This is a genomic window from Listeria ivanovii subsp. ivanovii (genome assembly GCF_900187025.1).
Classification (GTDB): domain Bacteria; phylum Bacillota; class Bacilli; order Lactobacillales; family Listeriaceae; genus Listeria; species Listeria ivanovii.
This window is the reverse complement of sequence record NZ_LT906478.1, coordinates 1-20092: the sequence shown is the minus strand read 5'-3', so window position 1 is coordinate 20092 and position 20092 is coordinate 1. Positions and strand designations below refer to the sequence as shown.

The 20092-nt window shown below is 37.4% G+C and carries 16 protein-coding genes; all 16 read right to left on the bottom strand.

Going from position 1 to position 20092, the window contains the following annotated elements:
• Positions 1-161 precede the first annotated feature (161 nt).
• Positions 162-494, bottom strand: a complete 333-nt coding sequence (qoxD, locus tag CKV67_RS00080; protein WP_014091592.1) for a cytochrome aa3 quinol oxidase subunit IV — start codon at positions 492-494, stop codon at positions 162-164.
• A 1-nt stretch (position 495) separates the two neighbouring features.
• Complete coding sequence (gene qoxC / locus CKV67_RS00075) at positions 496-1107, bottom strand: cytochrome aa3 quinol oxidase subunit III (protein WP_003721631.1); 612 nt, start codon at positions 1105-1107, stop codon at positions 496-498.
• Positions 1095-3074: a cytochrome aa3 quinol oxidase subunit I gene (gene qoxB / locus CKV67_RS00070; protein WP_014091591.1), complete on the bottom strand. Its 1980-nt coding sequence runs from the start codon at positions 3072-3074 to the stop codon at positions 1095-1097. The genes qoxC and qoxB overlap by 13 nt, the downstream gene beginning before the upstream one ends.
• A gap of 17 nt (positions 3075-3091) precedes the next feature.
• On the bottom strand, positions 3092-4198 hold the full coding sequence (gene qoxA / locus CKV67_RS00065; RefSeq protein WP_014091590.1) for a cytochrome aa3 quinol oxidase subunit II: 1107 nt from the start codon (positions 4196-4198) through the stop codon (positions 3092-3094).
• Between the two features lie 343 nt (positions 4199-4541).
• Positions 4542-5621, bottom strand: coding sequence for a phosphomevalonate kinase (locus CKV67_RS00060; RefSeq protein ID WP_095075133.1), 1080 nt, complete (start codon positions 5619-5621; stop codon positions 4542-4544).
• On the bottom strand, positions 5602-6573 hold the full coding sequence (gene mvaD, locus CKV67_RS00055; RefSeq protein ID WP_025279673.1) for a diphosphomevalonate decarboxylase: 972 nt from the start codon (positions 6571-6573) through the stop codon (positions 5602-5604). The genes CKV67_RS00060 and mvaD overlap by 20 nt, the downstream gene beginning before the upstream one ends.
• Positions 6530-7498 (bottom strand): mevalonate kinase, encoded by a 969-nt coding sequence (gene mvk, locus CKV67_RS00050; RefSeq protein ID WP_014091587.1) that lies wholly within the window; start codon positions 7496-7498, stop codon positions 6530-6532. Before mvk ends, mvaD begins: the two co-directional genes overlap by 44 nt.
• A 143-nt stretch (positions 7499-7641) precedes the next feature.
• On the bottom strand, positions 7642-8160 hold the full coding sequence (speG, locus tag CKV67_RS00045) for a spermidine N1-acetyltransferase (protein ID WP_003744902.1): 519 nt from the start codon (positions 8158-8160) through the stop codon (positions 7642-7644).
• A gap of 15 nt (positions 8161-8175) precedes the next feature.
• Complete coding sequence (gene cls, locus CKV67_RS00040) at positions 8176-9690, bottom strand: cardiolipin synthase (RefSeq protein WP_014091586.1); 1515 nt, start codon at positions 9688-9690, stop codon at positions 8176-8178.
• Positions 9691-9822: 132 nt separating this feature from the next.
• On the bottom strand, positions 9823-12348 hold the full coding sequence (gyrA, locus tag CKV67_RS00035; protein ID WP_014091585.1) for a DNA gyrase subunit A: 2526 nt from the start codon (positions 12346-12348) through the stop codon (positions 9823-9825).
• Positions 12349-12443: 95 nt separating this feature from the next.
• Positions 12444-14384 (bottom strand): DNA topoisomerase (ATP-hydrolyzing) subunit B, encoded by a 1941-nt coding sequence (gyrB, locus tag CKV67_RS00030; RefSeq protein ID WP_014091584.1) that lies wholly within the window; start codon positions 14382-14384, stop codon positions 12444-12446.
• Positions 14385-14432: 48 nt separating this feature from the next.
• Positions 14433-15545 (bottom strand): DNA replication/repair protein RecF, encoded by a 1113-nt coding sequence (recF, locus tag CKV67_RS00025; protein ID WP_014091583.1) that lies wholly within the window; start codon positions 15543-15545, stop codon positions 14433-14435.
• A gap of 3 nt (positions 15546-15548) precedes the next feature.
• Positions 15549-15770: a S4 domain-containing protein YaaA gene (gene yaaA, locus CKV67_RS00020; RefSeq protein WP_003744888.1), complete on the bottom strand. Its 222-nt coding sequence runs from the start codon at positions 15768-15770 to the stop codon at positions 15549-15551.
• 179 nt (positions 15771-15949) lie between these two features.
• A complete protein-coding gene (locus CKV67_RS00015; protein ID WP_025279672.1) occupies positions 15950-17293 on the bottom strand; it encodes an MATE family efflux transporter in 1344 nt (447 codons plus the stop codon).
• 103 nt (positions 17294-17396) lie between these two features.
• The gene (gene dnaN / locus CKV67_RS00010; RefSeq protein ID WP_014091582.1) at positions 17397-18542 is read right to left on the bottom strand and encodes a DNA polymerase III subunit beta; all 1146 of its coding nucleotides are present in this window, start codon (positions 18540-18542) and stop codon (positions 17397-17399) included.
• 194 nt (positions 18543-18736) lie between these two features.
• Positions 18737-20092: a chromosomal replication initiator protein DnaA gene (gene dnaA, locus CKV67_RS00005; protein ID WP_012984572.1), complete on the bottom strand. Its 1356-nt coding sequence runs from the start codon at positions 20090-20092 to the stop codon at positions 18737-18739.

Genomic DNA, 20092 nt, shown 5'->3' with positions numbered 1-20092 from the left:
GTGTATCTCCTCTCGCAAATATAATTTTACTTCTTCACTATAGAATATGTAATGCATTACAGAGCAAGGATTATTTTTCAATTTTTTTCTATGGGCTTTGTTTTACTCTTTAAAGGCCTAAAAAAACTGGCATGAAAAATTACTTTCATACCAGCTTTCGATTACATCAAATGATTCATATGACCAATTTCCATTACCCAATAAGAACCAATAACTACAACAATTGCGATAAATGCGGCGAAAAGGATATTGCCGATTTGGATTTTTCCATCGCGGCCTTCTGTCATGTGCATGAACATTAGGAGCTGTAAGGCAGCCTGAATGAACGCAAAGATGAAAATGATAACTACCTTCACATTTGTTGTTAGCGTCGAGTAAAGTGCTACCCAGACAGCTAAGAGCGTTAAAATAATCGATAACGCAAAGCCAACAATGTGTTTCCACGGAATGCCACCTTCAGCATGAGCTGCATTTGATTTATTATTTTGCGCCATATTAGTTCACCATCCCGAGCAAGTAGACACCGGTGAAAATAAAAATCCACACAACATCAAGGAAATGCCAGTATAAACTGGAAATAAATACTTTTGATGCTGTTTTTGGCGTCAAACCATGCATTTTAATTTGAATCAGAATAAAACTAATCCAGAAAATCCCAACCGTTACGTGAAGACCATGCGTCCCGAGTAAAACGAAAAATGCAGACCAATATGAACCTACTTGCATTGTTACGCCTTCCGTTACATAGTGTGCAAATTCATAAAGTTCAAAACCAACAAATCCCGCACCTAGAATCAACGTAATAATCGAGTAAATCGTCAACATTTTCACATTGCCTTTACGCATTTCACCAATCGCGAGACCACATGTAAAACTACTTGTTAAAAGTAAAAATGTCATAATCAGTACTAACCAAAGCTCGAACATTTCAGCTGGCGGATGCCCCGCATTAGAGCCAGCTTTTCTCATAACAAAGTAAGTCGCAAAGAGGGTAGCAAATAAAGCAATTTCAGCGCCAAGGAAAATCCAGAAACCAAGAATATTTAATCTGCCTTGTTCTGACCTGTACTCAATGGGAAGATTTTTGTTTGTTTCTACAGATTCCATGGGTTACCCTCCTTTACACCAGTCGCAAGTTCGCGCGCATTGTGTTCTTCGGTTGCTTTAATTTCATCCACTTCAACGTGATAGCCATCATTGTTTTGGAATGAACGATAAACCATACATCCCAAAATCCCAATTAGACCAATAATTCCTAACCAATACCAGTAGAATACTAGACCAAAGCCGGCAATGAAGAAGAAAACGGACATCACAAACCCAACCATTGTATTACTTGGCATATGAATTGGTTTATAATTTTTATCATTCACATATGGATTTCCTTTTTGTTTTCTATTCCAGAAATCATCTAAATCATTCCATTCTGGTAAAACAGCAAAGTTATATTTTGGCGGAACAGCAGAACTTGTAGCCCATTCAAGCGTACGTGCATCCCACGGGTCACCAGTAACTTCTCGTTTTGAGTTTTTATAGCTATAGTAAATGTTATAACAAAGAACTAGGAATGCTATACCCATCAAGAATCCACCAACTGTGGAAATGAAGTTAAGCGTAGTCCAGCCATCACCTTGTACATAAGTGTAAATACGACGAGGCATACCATCAAGTCCTAGGAAATATTGTGGGAAGAAACAAACGTTAAACCCAACAACGAAAATCCAGAAGAACCATTTACCAATTTTTTCATTTAATCTGTAACCGACCATTTTTGGATACCAGTATGTAAGCCCGGCAAAGCAGGAGAACACGGTTCCGGCGATTAATACGTAGTGGAAATGCGAAACTAAGAAGTACGTATTGTGATATTGATAGTCGGCCGCAGCCATCGCAAGCATAACCCCTGTTACCCCACCTACAACAAAGTTAGGGATAAAAGCAAGCGACCAAAGCATTGGGGTTGTGAAGGTTATTCGCCCTTTATACATCGTAAAGAGCCAGTTGAATATTTTAATCCCAGTTGGTATCGCAATCATCATCGTCGTAATCGAGAAGAAGGAGTTAACGAGCGCCCCGGATCCCATTGTGAAGAAGTGATGGACCCAAACAAGGAAGCTTAGTAAGGAAATAACTGCCATCGCAGCAACCATCGCCGGATAACCGAATAATTTTTTCCTGGAAAACGTGGAAATGATTTCGGAAAAAATACCAAACGCCGGTAAAATTACGATATACACTTCCGGATGTCCCCAAACCCAGAATAGGTTGGCCCACATCATTGGGAGCCCGCCGTTCGTGAGCGTGAAGAATGCAGTCCCAAACAATCGGTCAAATGACATCAACGCGAGAGCTACTGTTAAAACTGGGAAAGCAAAGATAATAATTAAACTTGTAATTAATGAAGACCAAGTAAACATTGGCATTTTCATTAATGTCATACCTTTTGTACGCATTCGTAAAATCGTGACGAAAAAATTAATCCCCGTCATCAGTGTACCAATACCAGCGATTTGAACTCCTAGAAGATAGAAATTAATTCCATATCCAGCACTAAAGTCCGTCGCTAGTGGCGCATAGTTTGTCCAACCAGCATCCGGCGAACCACCAATAACAAAAGATAAGTTAAATAGCATGGCACCCATAAAGAATGTCCAAAAACTTAAGTTGTTTAAAAATGGAAATGCTACGTCACGAGCACCAATTTGAAGTGGTACCGCAATGTTCATAAGTCCAATAATAAACGGCATTGCCATAAATAAAATCATGATTGTTCCGTGCGTTGAAAATACTTCATTGTAATGTTGTGCATCCAAAAATTTCATATCTGGTAATGCTAGCTGAGTACGCATCATCAGTGCATCCACACCGCCGCGGAAAAACATTAAAACAGCAGCAAGCAAATACATAATACCAATTTTTTTATGATCAACAGAGGAAATCCACTCTTTCATGAGCCATTTCCATTTTTTTGTGTAAGTTAGTAACACAACGATACCGACACTAGCAAGCACAATAGATATCTGTGCACCTAGAATCATCGGGTCGCCAGTTACGATAAACTCATTCCATTTCATGCCTTATGTCCCCCCTTTTAGTTCCCTGCGTCATCCGATTCTTTTTTATTAAACTCATTCGTTTGGATGTCATCTTCCATTTTCTTCATTTCATCCTCACGATGTTTATCCTCATGGTAACCTTCTCCGTTTTTAATAATTTGTGGCTCCATATCGTGACGCTCAAATTGTGGATTAGTTACGGTTACAGGACGAACAGGTAGGAGTGGTTTATCAGAAATGGTTGATTTTGTATTTGGATTATGTGGATTTGTCATTTCATAACCAAAGCGCTTGTAAGCATAGAAAACATACTCTGGATCTGCTGCAACATCAACAAATGCTAAATGCGTACCAGAATAAGTTTTTTTCTTGGAGCTTCCAGGAATTAAGAGACGGTCATAAATGTCTTGCGTAATAACTGGTGAATTTGCTTTTGTTTCTTTGGCCCATTTTTTAAAGTCTGATTCAGATTGCGCCACTACATCAAAGCGCTGATCAGCAAAGCCCTCTCCGTTGAAGTTTGCATTACGCCCTTTGTATGTACCAACTTCATCTGCTTGTAAATATAAACTCATCGTCATCCCAGACATCGCATATTTTTGTCCACCTAATTGCGGTACCCAAAAACTTGTCATCGTGTCTGCGGAAGTTAATTTGAATAGTACCGGACGATCTGTTGGGATATTTACGTAGTTAACCGTTTCGATTGATTCATCTGGGTAACTAAAAATCCATTTCCAGTCCGCACTAGTTGCATAAATAACAATTGGATCTTTATGCGAAGTCACTTTTGGTGCTTCTTCCCCTGCATAAATTGTTTTTACAGTCGGAATTGCTAATGCAATAACAATAGCAACTGGAATTAATGTCCAAAAAATTTCCAGTTTTTTACTACCATGCATATCCGGTTCATAGTTTGAAATGTCTTTCCGTTCGCGGTATTTAACCAGCATAATTGTAAATAATACAAAAATCGTTAGTACTATAACCAGCATAAATATAATCGAATAAATAATTAAGTCCGACTGACCTTTTGCAACTGGCCCTTTTGGATTAAGTACCGTCAAATCACCACAACCACTTATAAGACCGGTAACCCCAAGCAGTGCCGTGAGTAGCAAAGATTTAAGTAACTTTGACACCCGAATCCCCTCTTTTCCTTTTGATGTTTTCTAATGTGTATTTTTGCGCAAAAATACCATTACCGGAGTGCTGAAAGAAGCTTTTTTACAACTCCTATGTAACTGAAAAAATGCTGTTATTCTCTTGCTCCTTAAAAAAACTCACAAACTTTTTTTAAATTGGTTAGCATTTTTAGAATCACTAAGTTCATACTCTAACTTATTATATCTGATTTGATACCTTTGTTCAAAAACTTGATATATTAAATATTTCACAAACTTTTATTCTCTTCTCTATTCCCTTGATTGTGAAATTTGAAACAAAAAAAGCAGCAAACAAAATAGCTTTGTTTACTGCCTTCATTTATTCCGTTATCTGCACTTTGCCTGTATGGAAAGGTAAATGCTTAATACCTAGTTTTCCCCATTTATGAACGAGTTTTTCTGCTAATTCTGATGTTTTTGAGAAAGCAATTCCGCAATCTCCGCCACCAGAGCCAGAAGATTTTCCAGCGCCGCCATTTTTTTCAGCTGAATCAGCTAATTGTTTTAGCAAGTTCGTTTCGATATTGACTCCAGCTTTTGTTCCCAAGTCTTGAAGGATGCGACGATTTTCCTTAATAGAGGAGTAAAGTAGCTCCTCATCTTTTGTATGAAAAGCTTGAATAATTTGTTTCATAATTTGATTATTTCTTGTTAAAAATTGTTGGTAGTTCTCACTATCTTCTTGTTTAAACGCATGAATTTGTGATACTAATTTGCCAGTACTTACTGGTGTTCCAGTCCAACCAACTGAAAAAGTCGATATCGGTTCTTCTAGTGTTTCAATTTCAAGAAGTGGCCAAGGTTCTTTCATAAACCATTCGAGTGATTTATAGGCTAACCGATGCTTCACCCATTCTTGATCAAAGGTTGTATAAGCAATCCAGCCACCATACATACAAGAAGCAATATCTCCACAAGAACCATTACCTTGAACAACTAAATGTGATAAAGCAGCTAATTTGAATTTTTTTAGCATGGATATTTCTGGATAAAATTTCGTCATCAGTGCATTGATTACGGCCACAGTTGCTGCTGCACTTGATCCTAAGCCATATTTAGCACCTGACTTATCAATTAATTCTGTTTCAATCACCATTTTGACAGGTGTGAGTTCTATTCCCTCAGATTTCAGAAAAGTTGTCGCGATATTAATGGCTTCTGCTGTAAATGTCCAATGCTCTCCGTCCGGTTTAAGTTCACCGCCAACTGGCCATGAAACTGGATTTTCATAATGTGGAATCCATAATTCATTTCGCTCACTATCTTCTAAAGTCAACGTTATATAACGATTAATCGCGGTCAAAATTGCAGTGTGGCCTGATTCTACAACAGCATATTCACCAGCAACATATAATTTTCCAGGTATTTTAACTTGTAGTTTATTTTTCATCTGATACAACACTCGCTTCCTTACCAGCGTGGCAAATTAGAACATTTTTGGCTAATCCTGACAATTTTTCTGCTACGATTTTCTCATTTTTACGCTCACAAATAACTTTTACATTCGGCCCAGCATCCATTGTGAAAAATGCAGGTATCCCTTCTTTCCGAAGTTCCCTAACACCATCCATTACTTCAAGTGATGAAGGCTGAAAATACGTGAATGGCGGCTCTGCTCCAAGTGTTGTCGCATGCATTTTCATTCCATTTCGTTCGGTAATTTCACCAACTTTGATAAAATCCTCTGCTAAAATGGCTTGTTTCATTTCTTTCAAATCCGTCTTAGCTGCCGCTACCCAATCTTTGAAAAAGGGGGATGTTTCAACGGTTAAACGCATCCCATCACGGCTAGATACTTTCTTTTCTTTATCAGAAACAACGGCAATAACCATGGACATTTTATCACTTAATTTTTTTGTAAAAGGTACAGCAAAAGAATCGCTACCATCTGCTAATTCGCCTTTTTCCCAAATGACAAAATCGCCGTAAATCGAACGTGAAGCCGATCCAGAGCCAAAACGGGCCAATTTGGAAATATATTGTTGGGTATCCTTTCTACCCGCAGCACGTGATCCTGCGAGCGCTAAAGCAGCAAATGCCGAAGCCGATGAAGCTAGTCCAGCTGCGGTTGGAACATGATTTTCCGAGACTATCAGAGCTCTTGCTGTCAAACCAAATTCTTCGCGCATTTTATCAATAAAACGGGTTACTTTTGCATCTGTTTTTTCTTTGCCATCCAAGATAAACCTATCATGCTTTAGATTGTCGTCCCATTCTATGGTTGTTTTCGTATAAAATTTGTCTACAGTGAAGGATAAACTACTATTTGCAGGTAGAATCAGCTGTTCATCGCGTTTTCCCCAGTATTTAATTAGCGCCACATTCGTGTGTGCGATGGCTGTTGCTCTCATAACTACCTTCTCCTATCGTAAAAATCCATTCTTGTGCAGCTCCAGCTTTATGAAGTGCTTTTGTTATATTTTCAGCAATTTCCTGGTTTTTAGCTACGGCAATAATACAACCACCTCTACCTCCACCAGTAAGTTTTGCCCCATCTGCTCCATTACTTCTAGCAACTTTAATTAAATTTTCTAAACTACTATCACTAACAGTCAAAGATTCCAAATAATTCTGTGCTTTATTCATTGCAGCACCAATCTTCACAGTATCTGCATTACCTTCTAAATAAGTCTTTATTTCCCGGGAAATATCACCAAGCGCATGGATTATTTCTCTAATTCCAGCTTGATTTTTTTGATAAAGTTTTTGGACATCCGCAACTGCTGCTCTAGTTTCACTTGGAACTCCAGTATCTGCAACTACAAAAGTAATTTTTTTGGGAAAGTGCATGATTTCTAATTTTCTATCACGTTCATACCAAACAGGCTTTTCGCTAACTACAGTGATTGCGTCTACACCACTTGCATTCCCATGCGCAATTTTTTCTGCTGCATTAACAATCGAAAGTAATTTTTTACCATCTAGTTCCTGCTTAAAATATTTATAGAGACCGCGCGCAATACTTGTTGCTACTGCTGCACTTGATCCTAATCCTCGCCCGATTGGAACTCCTGATGTTACATGAATTGATACGCTTTCTCCTTGACCAATTTCTTTTAGAACATCTATAACTAGTGCTTTAATACCTGCTAAAAAATCGGGCATATCTTCTAAATCACCTGAAAAAAATGCTGAAGAAAATTTGGTTTTTATAGAAGCTTCTACATCCGTAGTTACTACTGCTTGTGTAAATGGGACTGAAATAGCCGGTTCTCCGTATACAACTGCATGTTCTCCGCATAATATCATTTTAGCTGTCCCAATGCCTGTAGCCAATGTGCGCCAATCCTTTCTCCATCTAAATAATACAACTTTTAATACTTCATGATACCATAATTTTTTCACTAAAACCTTATTATAGAACTTTTTCCAAGCCAAAACAATGACTGGCACTAACTTTTCCAGTGCCAATCATTTATTTACATATCCATTTCTTTGTATTGATGCTGAAACAGACACATTCGAATCGCATCATGGTAAGTTCCATCAACAAAAAATTCATCGATTAATTCACCTTCACGAATAAAACCAACTTTTTCATAAACATGAATTGCTTTTTCATTTACTTTATCGACAACTAAATATAATTTATGCATATTTAGCACGTGAAAAGCGTACTTCATCGCAAGTTTCGTGGCAGATACCGCGTACCCATGACCTTGAAACTTAGGATCAATAATAATTTGAAATTCCGTTCTTCGGTGAATATAATCAATTTCCATCAACTCTACTAATCCAACCATCTGACCATCTAACTCTAATATAAAACGGCGCTCTGATTGATCGTGAATGTGCTTATCATATAACTCTTGAAGTTCGACAAACGCCTCATACGGCTCTTCAAACCAATAAGACATTATTTTCGCATCATTATTTAACCGGTGAACAAATTTTAAATCTTCTCGTTCAAGCGGCCTAAGTTTTAAATCTCCACTCATTTTTCCACTCCTAAATTATAAAATTGGTGATAGCAAACTTGAAAGTACTTCTTTTATACGAGTCATAGTCGTTTTTTCTTCCATGTCTTTCATCGTAAACAGTCGACTATCTTCAAAATCTTTCTTAAAGTCACGTTTTAGATGCTGAATTGCTTCACTTTCGTCGTATAAGAACACCATTAATTCATGATTCAATCTAAAACTACGCACATCAAAATTAGCTGTACCAACTGCTGCAAGTGTTCCATCTACTAACATTGCTTTTGCATGAACAAAAGAGTCATCTTGATAAGCATACATTTTTGCTCCCGCTTCAATCATTGTTTTCACATATGCATTACTTCCGTGGAAAGATATTCCTCGGTCGCCTTTTCCTGGAATAATGACACGAACATCTATGCCACTAAGTGCTACTCGGCGAATAACCGCTAGAGCTTCTTCATCAGGTACAAAATAAGGAGATACTATCCAAACTGATTCTTTTGCAGAGTCCATTAAATCAAGCATTGAATCGCGAACCCATTTTTCTTTGTCGTAGGGTCCACCGTAAATCACTTGAGCCCAGTCATCACCCATATCAACTGGTGAAAAGTATTGTTTTAGTCCAGCTTCATTAATAAATTTTTCTGAAGCTCCCTTTTTATTTTCCATATAGACCCAGTCATTCAAGAAAGATTCCTGTAATTCAATAACTGCTTGGCCTGTTATTTTCATGTGTGTGTCACGCCAAACACGAAAATCTGGCGTATTGGAACGATATTCTTCTCCAATATTAAGGCCACCTGTAAAGCCAATTTGTCCATCAATGACAACAATTTTACGGTGATTTCTTAAATTTGCTGTACGTACAATCCATGGTGAAGTAACCGGATCAAATGCATGAATCTCTACACCAACATCCGTTAAAGGTTTCAAAAAATCTTTTTTCAATTTACTTGAACCCAGTCCGTCAAACATAAAGCGAACTTCCACGCCATCTTTAGCTCTTTCTACTAAAATATCACGAATCTCCGTAGAAATTTCATCCGTTTTGAAAATATAGTATTGGATGTGAATGTGGTTTTCAGCCTTTCTCAGCGCGTCTAGAAGCACTGGAAAAGTTTCTTCACCATTTGTTAGGATTTCTATTTTATTTCCTTTAATCGGTTCAATCGATGTTAAATGCGCTATTCTTTTTGATAGTTGTGGTAATTTTTCATCTGTGTTATTTGGAATTGCATGAATCGCTTCAATTAATTTTTCTTTTTCTGTTATTTGAGCAGGTGTGAATATTCTTGTTGCTGGATTTCGACCGAAGACTAAATAACTTATTGTTCCTAATACTGGTAATACAAAAATGACAGCAATCCAAGCAATTTTTGAGCTAGTATTCCGTTGATCAAATAATAACAATCTAATGGCAATAATGACACCACATAATTGAATGATTATACTCGAAATTAAAAATAAAGTAGCTGCTTGAGTGATTAAAAGATATTCCACTAATGTTAAAACAACCGCGATAACAATAAATTGAATCAGTTTACGCATAGTTACAACTCTTCCCTTTTTAGACGTATTACAGATATTATACATAATTTATAGCCAAATTGCGCTTTTGACCACTAAAAAAGCTGGAAAATCATCCTAATTCAAAAATTAGATTGTTTTCCAGCTTCGTTTCTATTCTTCTATGTCACTTCCAGGAGCATCTTCAAAACTTTCATCAGGTACTTGGGTGATGAGGGTTTCGTCAATTTCTTCCTCAAGTTCTATGTCTTCTTCTTTTGGAACTTTTGCTACAGTGGCTACTTTTTCGTCTTCATCAAGGCGAATTAGTTTAACACCCATTGCGCTACGGCCAGTTTGTGATACTGTATCAATTTCGAAACGAATTAATACGCCACTTACTGTCATGAGCATTAAGTCTTCTTCACCTGTAACTGTCTTCATAGCTACAAGATTTCCGTTTTTCTCGGTAATTGTAACGGTTTTAACACCCATACCACCACGGTTACGAAGCGGATACTGGGAAGCTGGCGTTTGTTTGCCGTAACCTTTTTCTGTTACAACTAACACTTTTTCATCGTCTTCAAGTACTTCCATACCGATAACTTCATCGTCTTCACGAAGTCTGATACCACGAACCCCAGCAGCTGTACGACCCATTACCCGAATATTTTCTTCTGGGAAATAGATTGATTGGCCATGTTTCGTTGCGATAATCATGTTTTTAGTGCCATCAGTCATTTGTACAGAAATCAGTTCGTCATTTTCACGAAGTTCTACCGCACGGAGACCGCTTTGGCGAATTTTCGCAAATTGAGAAAGGGTAGTACGTTTCACGACACCGTGTTTAGTTGTAAAGAACAGGTAGCTGTCATCCGTGAATTCAGATAAGTTAATTACAGCATTCACTTGCTCTTGGCTTTCGATACCAAGTAAGTTGATGATTGGAATACCTTTCGCTGTACGACCATATTCAGGTACTTCATAACCTTTCGAACGGTAAACTTTCCCTGTATTGGTAAAGAATAGTAGTGTATCATGTGTGCTTGTCGCTACAAGGTGTTCTACAAAATCATCTTCATGAGTTGACATACCTTGAATACCACGACCACCACGACGTTGACTACGATAAGTTGATAGTGGTAGACGCTTGATATAACCACGTTTAGTCAAAGTAATCGCTACTTCTTCTTCTGGGATTAAATCTTCGTCTTCCAAGCTGACTAAATCACCAGCTAAAATTTCCGTACGACGTTTATCCGCATATTTAACTTTGATTTCTTCTAATTCTTCACGAATGATTTCAAGAATACGTTCATCATCAGCTAAAATTGCTTTTAAATCGTTAATTAATGCTACTAAGTTTTGGTATTCTTCTTCAATTTTTTCGCGTTCTAAACCTGTTAAACGTTGCAAACGCATATCTAAAATGGCTTGCGCTTGTTTGTCAGAAAGATTGAATTGTGTCATCAAACCTTCTTTTGCAACATCGGATGTTTTTGATCCACGAATTAATTTAATAATCGCATCAATATTATCAAGTGCAATTCGTAAACCTTCTAAGATATGAGCCCGCGCTTCTGCTTTACGAAGCTCAAACTCAGTCCGGCGACGAATAACTACTTTTTGGTGTTCTAAATAATGATAAAGAATTTCTTTTAAATTAAGCACTTTTGGATGATTATCTACAAGTGCTAACATATTAATACCGAAAGTCGTTTGTAAAGCAGTCATTTTGAATAAATTATTCACGATTACACTAGCGCTAATGTCACGACGAACTTCTATAACAATGCGCATTCCAGAGCGGTCAGACTCATCATTTAGAGAAGTAATTCCATCAATTTTTTTCTCACGAGCAAGTTCCGCGATACGCTCAACTAGACGTGCTTTATTTACTTGATAAGGAATTTCTGTAATAACAATTGTTTCCTTACCATTTTTCTTTTCTTCAATATCCACACGACCACGAACGGTAATCGAGCCACGTCCACTTTCATAAGCACGACGAATTCCGCTACGACCCATAATCATCCCAGCTGTTGGAAAATCTGGTCCAGGGATATACTCCATTAATTCGCGAATGCTAATATCAGGATCATTACTAAGCGCCAAAACACCGTCAATTACTTCACCAAGATGGTGGGTAGGGATGTTTGTCGCCATACCAACCGCAATACCTGACGAACCATTGACAAGTAAGTTAGGGAAACGAGCTGGTAAAATAACTGGCTCCCGCTCAGAACCATCATAGTTATCTGCGTAATCAATTGTATCTTTGTTAATATCTCGAAGTAGTTCCATTGAGATTTTTGACATCCGCGCTTCTGTATAACGCATCGCTGCCGCCATATCTCCATCGACCGAACCAAAGTTACCATGTCCGTCAACTAGCATATTACGATAACTAAAATCTTGCGCCATCCGTACCATTGTAAAATAAACTGCTGTATCGCCATGTGGGTGATATTTACCAATAACTTCCCCAACAATACGAGCTGATTTCTTATATGCTTTATCCGATGTCATCCCAAGGTCATTCATCGCATATAAAATACGACGGTGAACTGGTTTTAATCCGTCACGAACATCTGGTAGGGCACGGGCAACAATTACACTCATTGCATAGTCTAAGAATGATGTCCGCATTTCTTTATTTAAGTTTATCTCTGTTATTCGTTGATTTGGTGTTTCTGCCATTGTTAGAGAAACCTCCCTTTCAAAAGTAAGGCTGAAGCTAGTTCAAACCTTTTAAAAACAATTAATAACTAAATTTATTACCCAGGAAATATTTATTAAACATCCAAGTTTTTAACATATTGTGCATTTTCTTCAATGAACTTACGACGGGGTTCTACTCGGTCACCCATCAACATTTCAAAAGTTTCATCGGCATCAATAGCGTCTTTAATATTTACTTGAAGTAGTGTCCGGTGTTCTGGATTCATTGTTGTATCCCAAAGTTGTTCTGGATTCATTTCTCCAAGACCTTTATAACGTTGAATGCTGTATTTAGTGTCTTTATCAAGTGACGCAAGATAATCTTCTAACTGACCATCACTATATACATATTCAATTTGCTTACCATGCTTAATTTGGTAAAGCGGCGGTTGCGCAATATAAATATAACCTGCATCAAGAAGCGGGCGCATATAACGATAAAACAGTGTAAGAAGTAGCGTACGAATATGTGCGCCATCGACATCAGCATCGGTCATAATAATTAGTTTGTGATAACGTGCTTTTGAAACATCAAAATCTCCACCAAAACCTGTACCCATTGCAGTAAAAATAGTTCGAATTTCTTCGTTCGCTAAAATACGATCCAAACGTGCTTTTTCCACGTTCAAAATTTTACCACGAATCGGCAAAATTGCTTGGAATAAACGGTCACGACCTTGTTTAGCAGAACCACCAGCTGAGTCCCCCTCAACGATGTAAAGTTCGCTGATTTCAGGATTACGCGATGAACAGTCCGCAAGTTTACCAGGCAAACTAGAAATTTCAAGACCGCTACTTTTACGAGCAACTTCACGGGCGCGCTTAGCAGCTAAACGTGCACGAGAAGCCACCACACCCTTCTCAACGATTTTTTTAGCAACATCTGGGTTTTCCATCATAAATTTATTTAAAGCCTCAGAAAACAGTTTATCCGTGATTGAACGAGCTTCTGAATTTCCGAGTTTAGTTTTTGTTTGTCCTTCAAACTGCGGATCAGGATGTTTAATCGAAATAATCGCAGTTAAACCTTCACGAACATCTTCACCAGAAAGGTTATCGTCACTATCTTTAAATACTTTGTTGCGGCGCGCATAGTCATTAATAACCCGCGTTAAAGCCGTTTTAAAACCAGATTCGTGTGTTCCACCTTCATACGTATGGATATTGTTTGCAAATGAAATGATATTGCTTGAGAAACCAGTATTATACTGCATGGAAATTTCAACCATAATATCATCGCGTTCGCCTTCCAAATAAATTGGTGGCTCATGGATAACGTCTTTTGCTTTGTTTAAATGTTCCACGTAAGAACGAATTCCGCCTTCATAGTGGAAATCTTTACGTACTTTGTGTTCTTCGCGTTTATCTTCAATCGAAATGGTTAAACCACGATTCAAGAAAGCAAGTTCACGTGTACGAGTACGAAGCGTATCAAAATCAAATTCGGTTGTTTCTGTGAAAATTTGTGGGTCTGGAGTAAAATGAACAATAGTTCCGCGATAATCAGTTTCACCTTGTTCTTCCATATCCATTACTACATCACCACGTTCAAAACGTTGGTAATATTTTTGCCCTTCACGATGAACGTATACTTCAAGGGACGTGGAAAGAGCGTTAACTACAGACGCACCAACTCCGTGAAGTCCTCCTGATACTTTATATCCGCCTCCGCCAAATTTACCACCAGCGTGAAGCACAGTGAAAATAACTTCTACGGTTGGACGACCAATTTTTTCGTTAATTCCAGTTGGAATCCCGCGTCCATTATCGCGAACTGTAATACTATTATCTGCTTCGATAGTAATTTCAATTTCTGTACAAAAACCAGCAAGCGCTTCATCGATTGCGTTATCAACAATTTCCCATACAAGGTGATGGAGTCCACGTTGGCTAGTTGAACCAATGTACATTCCTGGTCTCTTTCTTACAGCTTCTAAGCCTTCGAGTACTTGAATTTGATCTTCGTTATAATCTGAAGCACTTTCATGCACATTCGTAATATTTTCTTCTGACATTAATTATTCCACCGCACTTTCTTTTTCATCAAATTATATTAACCTAGATTAGGATTTTTTTACTGTACCTTTTTCTACATAAAAAGTAGTTGCTTGTTTTAGCGTATCATGGTCGATTCCGCTTGTACTTGTTGTTGTTACAAAGGTTTGTACTTTTCCTTCAATAGCTCCAAGTAAGTGCGACTGACGATAATCATCTAGTTCACTTAAAACATCGTCAAGCAGAAGGACGGGATATTCGCCAGTTTCTTCGTGGATAAGGTCAATTTCGGCTAATTTAATCGAAAGCGCCGTTGTCCTTTGTTGTCCTTGTGAACCAAAATCCTGCACATTTTGCCCATTAATATAAAACAGAGAATCATCCCGATGTGGTCCAATAAGCGTGACACCACGGTCGATTTCTCTTTGTTTGATTGATTCCATTTTTTGGAGCAAGTCGGCTTTCCATACTTCTGGGTCATCGCCAGTTAGTGTCACGGAAGCTTTATACTCGATTTTAAGCGTTTCTAAGCCGCGCGAAATTTGGTTGTGAATAGGCGCCGCGTAAGCTTCTAATTTTCGAATGAAATCAGCGCGTCTTTTTGTCAAATTAATGGCAACATCAGCGAACTGCTCTGTCAAGATATCCAGCAAAATTGGATCTACTTTACGTTTCATTTGCAACATTTTTAAATATTGGTTTCGCTGCTGCAAAATCCGCTGATATTCACTTAAATTGTGCAAGTAAATCGGCTGCATTTGTCCTATTTCCATATTCAAAAAACGGCGTCTAATTCCTGGAGCACCTTTTACAAGAGATAAATCTTCTGGCGCAAAAATAACCACGTTTAAGTTACCAACATACTGACTAAGTTTCTTTTGTTCCAAATGATTTACTTTTGCACGCTTGCCTTTTTGTGTGATGGTTAGCTCTAATGGTACGGTTTGTCCGCGCTTCATTATCCGACCTTCCATCTTAGCTTCTTCTTTTTCCCACATAATAAAGTCTTTATCATTAGTTGTCCGATGAGATTTGGCAAGAGCTAACATTAACACAGCCTCTAAAAGATTTGTTTTACCTTGTGCATTCTCTCCAAGAAAAACATTTACAGATGGGGAAAATTCAAGTTCTAAGTTTTCATAATTTCGGAAATTCCTTAAAACAATGCTTTCTAAATGCATCTGCTATTTCCCTTGTTCAATTTTCACTTTGCCAATACCAGGAACAAGGACTACATCGCCATTACGAAGCTTTTTCCCCCGGCGGTTATCTTGCTCTCCATTGACATAAATTGTATTTTCACTAAGATACGCTTTCGCCATTCCACCAGTTGAAACTACATCAATCATTTGTAAAAGTTGACCAAGCGTTACGAACTCGCTATTTATCTTTACTGTTTCAGCCAAAAATTTCACGCCCAATCTTTTTTTATCACTACCTTCTATTTTACTAAAGTTTTGCCAATAATACAAAGAATATTTTCATATATTCGTTTTTCAGCTTTTTTTAGCAAAACTAATAGGGGGATATTATTTATTAAAAAAAATAAAATATGAGCTTCTGAGGCGTTTTTTGATTAAAAGGCTTATTTTCGTCGGATAACTGCCTTTTTCTTCCATGCTCCTGATTTATATCGCCAAACGCCGAGCATTGTTGCTGTAATCCATGCAACTGGAGTAGCCCACCAGAGTCCAATATAACCAATGTAAAGAGACAATACAAAACCAATCACGAGTCTTGATACAAGCTCAAAAATCCCCATTGCCAAAGGAACCATTGCATCCCCAGTACCGCGTAACGTTTCCCTCACAACAAATAAAATACCTACAACAACATAAAATAGCGACACAATAAGTAAATAACTAACACCAATATCAATAACTTCCGACTCGCCAGCATCAACAAATAACAGTAAAAAATGTCGCGCAAAAAGTTGAACTAAAAGGGTAATCGCGATACTAATAATCGTTACAACTTTAATTCCAGACCAAAAACCTTCACGAACACGATCCATTTTTCCTGCGCCGATATTTTGACCTGCAAAAGTAGAAGAAGCAGCTCCAAAGGCAATCCCTGGTTGATATGTAAGAGAATCGATACGACTAGCTGCGGTATATGCCGCCACAACAGAAGAACCAAAACCATTTATTAAACTTTGGAGTGCCATATTCCCAATCGAAATAAATGATCCTTGTAAACCAGAAGGAAGTCCAATTCGAACCATTTCTTTTAATAGTGGGGGAGAAAGTTTGAATTTTGCTCGTTCTATTCTCATAAATGGCACATGACGATATGCATAATAAATAACTAAAACCGCTGCGACAGATTGAGATAACACAGTAGCAATAGCAGCTCCACGAACTCCCATATTCATATGTACAACAAAAAGAAAATCAAGTGCAATATTTAGTAGAGAAGATAATATTAAAAAAAGTAATGGCGTAATGGAATTTCCTAGTGCCCGAAGTATTGCTGCCATACCGTTATATAAGCTCATTGGCAAAATCCCGATAAACAAGGTGGTTAAAAATATCGATGAATCGTCTAAAATATTTGCTGGGGTTCTAAGTAGGATAAGGAGAGGCTTGGCTAAAAGCACACTCGCAATCGTTAAAATAATCGCCGAAAAAACTACAGCATACGTTGCAGTAGCAATAACATCTTTTAAACGATTATAATCTTTAAATCCAAAATATTGCGCTACTACAACAGAAATCCCGCTCATCAGTCCAATAATCAATGAAATCATAAAAAAATTGACTGAGTTTGTTGCTCCAACAGCTGCAAGTGCATCTACACCAACAAATTTCCCTACAATAACAGCATCAATCATTGTATAAAATTGCTGAAACAAATTCCCAATCAACATCGGCATCGCAAACCAAAAGATTAATTTTGTTGGATTACCAGTTGTCATATCTTTCATCATGCTAACAATCCTCCTATTGCATAAATATACATTTTTATTCAAAAACTGTACTATAACAAAAAAAACATCCGCCTTGAAGCAAGACGGATGTACTTTTTAAAGATTAATAAGTTCTAACAGGCGTGATTAATTGTAAAATTTCATTTGGATTTGTTGCATCTTTTGGTCGAAGTACGAATGGTCTCATTGTACCTGAGAAGGAAATTTGAATATCATCACCTTCAAAAGCTCGTAATGCGTCCATCATGTATTTACCGTTAAACGATATTTTGATTTCTTCGCCTGTAAAGCTTTGGCTGAAAACATTTTCTGAAACATTTCCAACTTCAGGTGAATTAGAAGAAACCTCCACTTGGCCATTATCAAGCGTAATTAGTTTAATCACATTATTACGATTTTCGCGAGCAAGTAGGGACGCACGATCAATTGCTTGTAAAAAGGCTTTCGAATTAATAACTAATTCTGATTTTGTATCAGTAGGTATTAAACGAGATGTATCTGGGTAACTTCCTTCGAGTAAACGTGAATAGAATAATAAATTTTTTAATTTAAAAAGAATTTGGTTGTTAGCTAGTGTCATTTCGATAGATTCACTTGCATCATCTAAAATTTTATTTAGTTCTGCTAAGCTTTTTCCTGGAATAACAATGTTATATTCTTCATCAATGTCTGTTTCAAGCGGAATTTCACGCAAGGCAAGGCGATGGCTATCTGTTGCAACTGCACTAAGTTTATTTTCTTTGATAATCCAGTTAACACCAGTAAGTACAGGACGAACTTCGATTGCAGAAACCGCAAAAACAGTTTGTCTTATAATATTTTTAAGTACATTTATTGGAATTTTGATGTTTTTACCATCTGTAACTTCTGGTAGTTTAGGATATTCCATTGGATCAAGACCATTTAGTGTAAATGATGCTTGGCCAGAACTGATATTAGTTTGATAATTTGTAGTTACTTCAATTTCGACATTTTCTTCTGGTAAACGACGAACAATATCACCAAAATACTTGGATTGCAGAACGATACCACCAAAACTTTCTACTTCCACAATTACTTCATCATTTTCGATTAATGGAATAAACGCTTCAATGGAAATATCGGAATCACTACCAGTTAGTGTAACACCTTCATCATTTACGACTATTTTTATCCCCGTTAGAATTGGAATCGTTGTTCTTGCAGAGATGGCACGAGTAACTTCATTTACTGCTTGGACAAGACGATCACGCTCAATAACAAATTTCATGAGTATCCCCCGTTTTATATATATTTTGTAAAGCCTCAAAAACCTTTAATTAATTAATAAAAAATCGTAGTAATAGTAATAGGCCCTGTGGATTTGTGGATAAGTAGGTTTTAAGCCATGCGACATAAAGTTTTCCACATGTTGATAACTTGTGGGTAAGTATGTTTCAGTTATCCACATTGTGCACAGGTCTATTAAAACATATTTTGTGCTTTTCTTAAATTTTTTTCAATTTCAGCAAGGTCATTTTTCAACACTTGGTCGGTTTTTAGTAGTTGTGATATTTTTTCGTGTGCATGGATGACGGTTGTATGATCACGTCCACCAAATTCATCACCGATTTTTGGTAATGAAGCGTCTGTAAGCTCTCTTGAAAGATACATAGCAATTTGGCGCGGGAAAGCAATACTTTTCGTCCGTTTTTTTGCTTTAAAATCTTCTAAACGTACGTGGAAATATTCACCCACAGTTTCTTGAATACCACTAATTGTAATAACTTGTGATTTAGAAGAGGGGATAATGTCTTTCAGTGCTTCTGCTGCAAGACCAGCTGTAATATCTTTATTTACGAGCGAAGAATAAGCGACTACACGAATAAGTGCACCTTCTAGCTCACGAATATTAGAATCAATTTGGTTTGCAATATAGAGCATGACTTCATTTGGAATATCCAGGCCGTCTGCTTTTGCTTTTTTACGTAAAATGGCGATCCGCGTTTCTAAATCTGGAGGTGTAATATCGGTTATTAGTCCCCATTCAAAGCGAGATCTAAGTCTATCTTCAAGTGTTGGAATTTCTTTTGGTGGCCGGTCACTGGAGATAATAATTTGTTTTTGTTCATCATAAAGCGTATTAAAAGTATGGAAAAATTCCTCTTGTGTTCCTTCTTTACCAGCTAAAAATTGAATATCATCAATAAGTAAAACGTCCACATTACGATATTTTGTGCGAAATTCTTCGGTTTTATTATCTCTAATCGAACTAATAAACTCATTGGTGAATTTTTCACTAGAAAGATACATTACTTTGGCGTTATCTTTATGTTGTTGAACGTAATGGCCAACTGCATGCATTAAATGTGTTTTTCCAAGACCAACTCCTCCATAAATGAAGAGAGGATTGTACGCTTTCGCTGGTGCTTCGGCTACTGCGAGTGATGCTGCATGTGCAAATCTATTACCAGAACCAATGACAAAAGTATCAAAAACATAACGCGGATTAAGCATATGTTTGCCAATTTCAATACCATCTTCATCAAGTGCTGGACTGGGTTTTATCACGGTGTATTCAAAATTTTCTTCTTGCTCCCCATCAATAAAGCGGACATCAAATAAGCGGCCAGTTATTTCTTGCAAAATGTTAGCGATGAACTGGGTGTAGCTTTTCTCTAACCAATCGCGAACAAAATTATTGGGCGCTGAAATGATAAACGTGTTACCTTCTAATGAATGAGCAGTTGTTGATTTCATCCAAGTATCGTAACTCGGTTTACTCATATTTTTTTTGACAATTTGCAGTGTTTCCTGCCAGATGTCTTCAATTGATTGCAC

Excerpts from the sequence above, each read along its gene's own strand:
- qoxD (WP_014091592.1), bottom strand. The coding sequence starts at position 494 with ATGGCGCAAAATAATAAATCAAATGCAGCTCATGCTGAAGGTGGCATT.
- qoxC (WP_003721631.1), bottom strand. The coding sequence starts at position 1,107 with ATGGAATCTGTAGAAACAAACAAAAATCTTCCCATTGAGTACAGGTCA.
- qoxB (WP_014091591.1), bottom strand. The coding sequence starts at position 3,074 with ATGAAATGGAATGAGTTTATCGTAACTGGCGACCCGATGATTCTAGGT.
- mvaD (WP_025279673.1), bottom strand. The coding sequence starts at position 6,573 with ATGAGAGCAACAGCCATCGCACACACGAATGTGGCGCTAATTAAATAC.
- speG (WP_003744902.1), bottom strand. The coding sequence starts at position 8,160 with ATGAGTGGAGATTTAAAACTTAGGCCGCTTGAACGAGAAGATTTAAAA.
- cls (WP_014091586.1), bottom strand. The coding sequence starts at position 9,690 with ATGCGTAAACTGATTCAATTTATTGTTATCGCGGTTGTTTTAACATTA.
- gyrA (WP_014091585.1), bottom strand. The coding sequence starts at position 12,348 with ATGGCAGAAACACCAAATCAACGAATAACAGAGATAAACTTAAATAAA.
- gyrB (WP_014091584.1), bottom strand. The coding sequence starts at position 14,384 with ATGTCAGAAGAAAATATTACGAATGTGCATGAAAGTGCTTCAGATTAT.
- recF (WP_014091583.1), bottom strand. The coding sequence starts at position 15,545 with ATGCATTTAGAAAGCATTGTTTTAAGGAATTTCCGAAATTATGAAAAC.
- CKV67_RS00015 (WP_025279672.1), bottom strand. The coding sequence starts at position 17,293 with ATGATGAAAGATATGACAACTGGTAATCCAACAAAATTAATCTTTTGG.
- dnaN (WP_014091582.1), bottom strand. The coding sequence starts at position 18,542 with ATGAAATTTGTTATTGAGCGTGATCGTCTTGTCCAAGCAGTAAATGAA.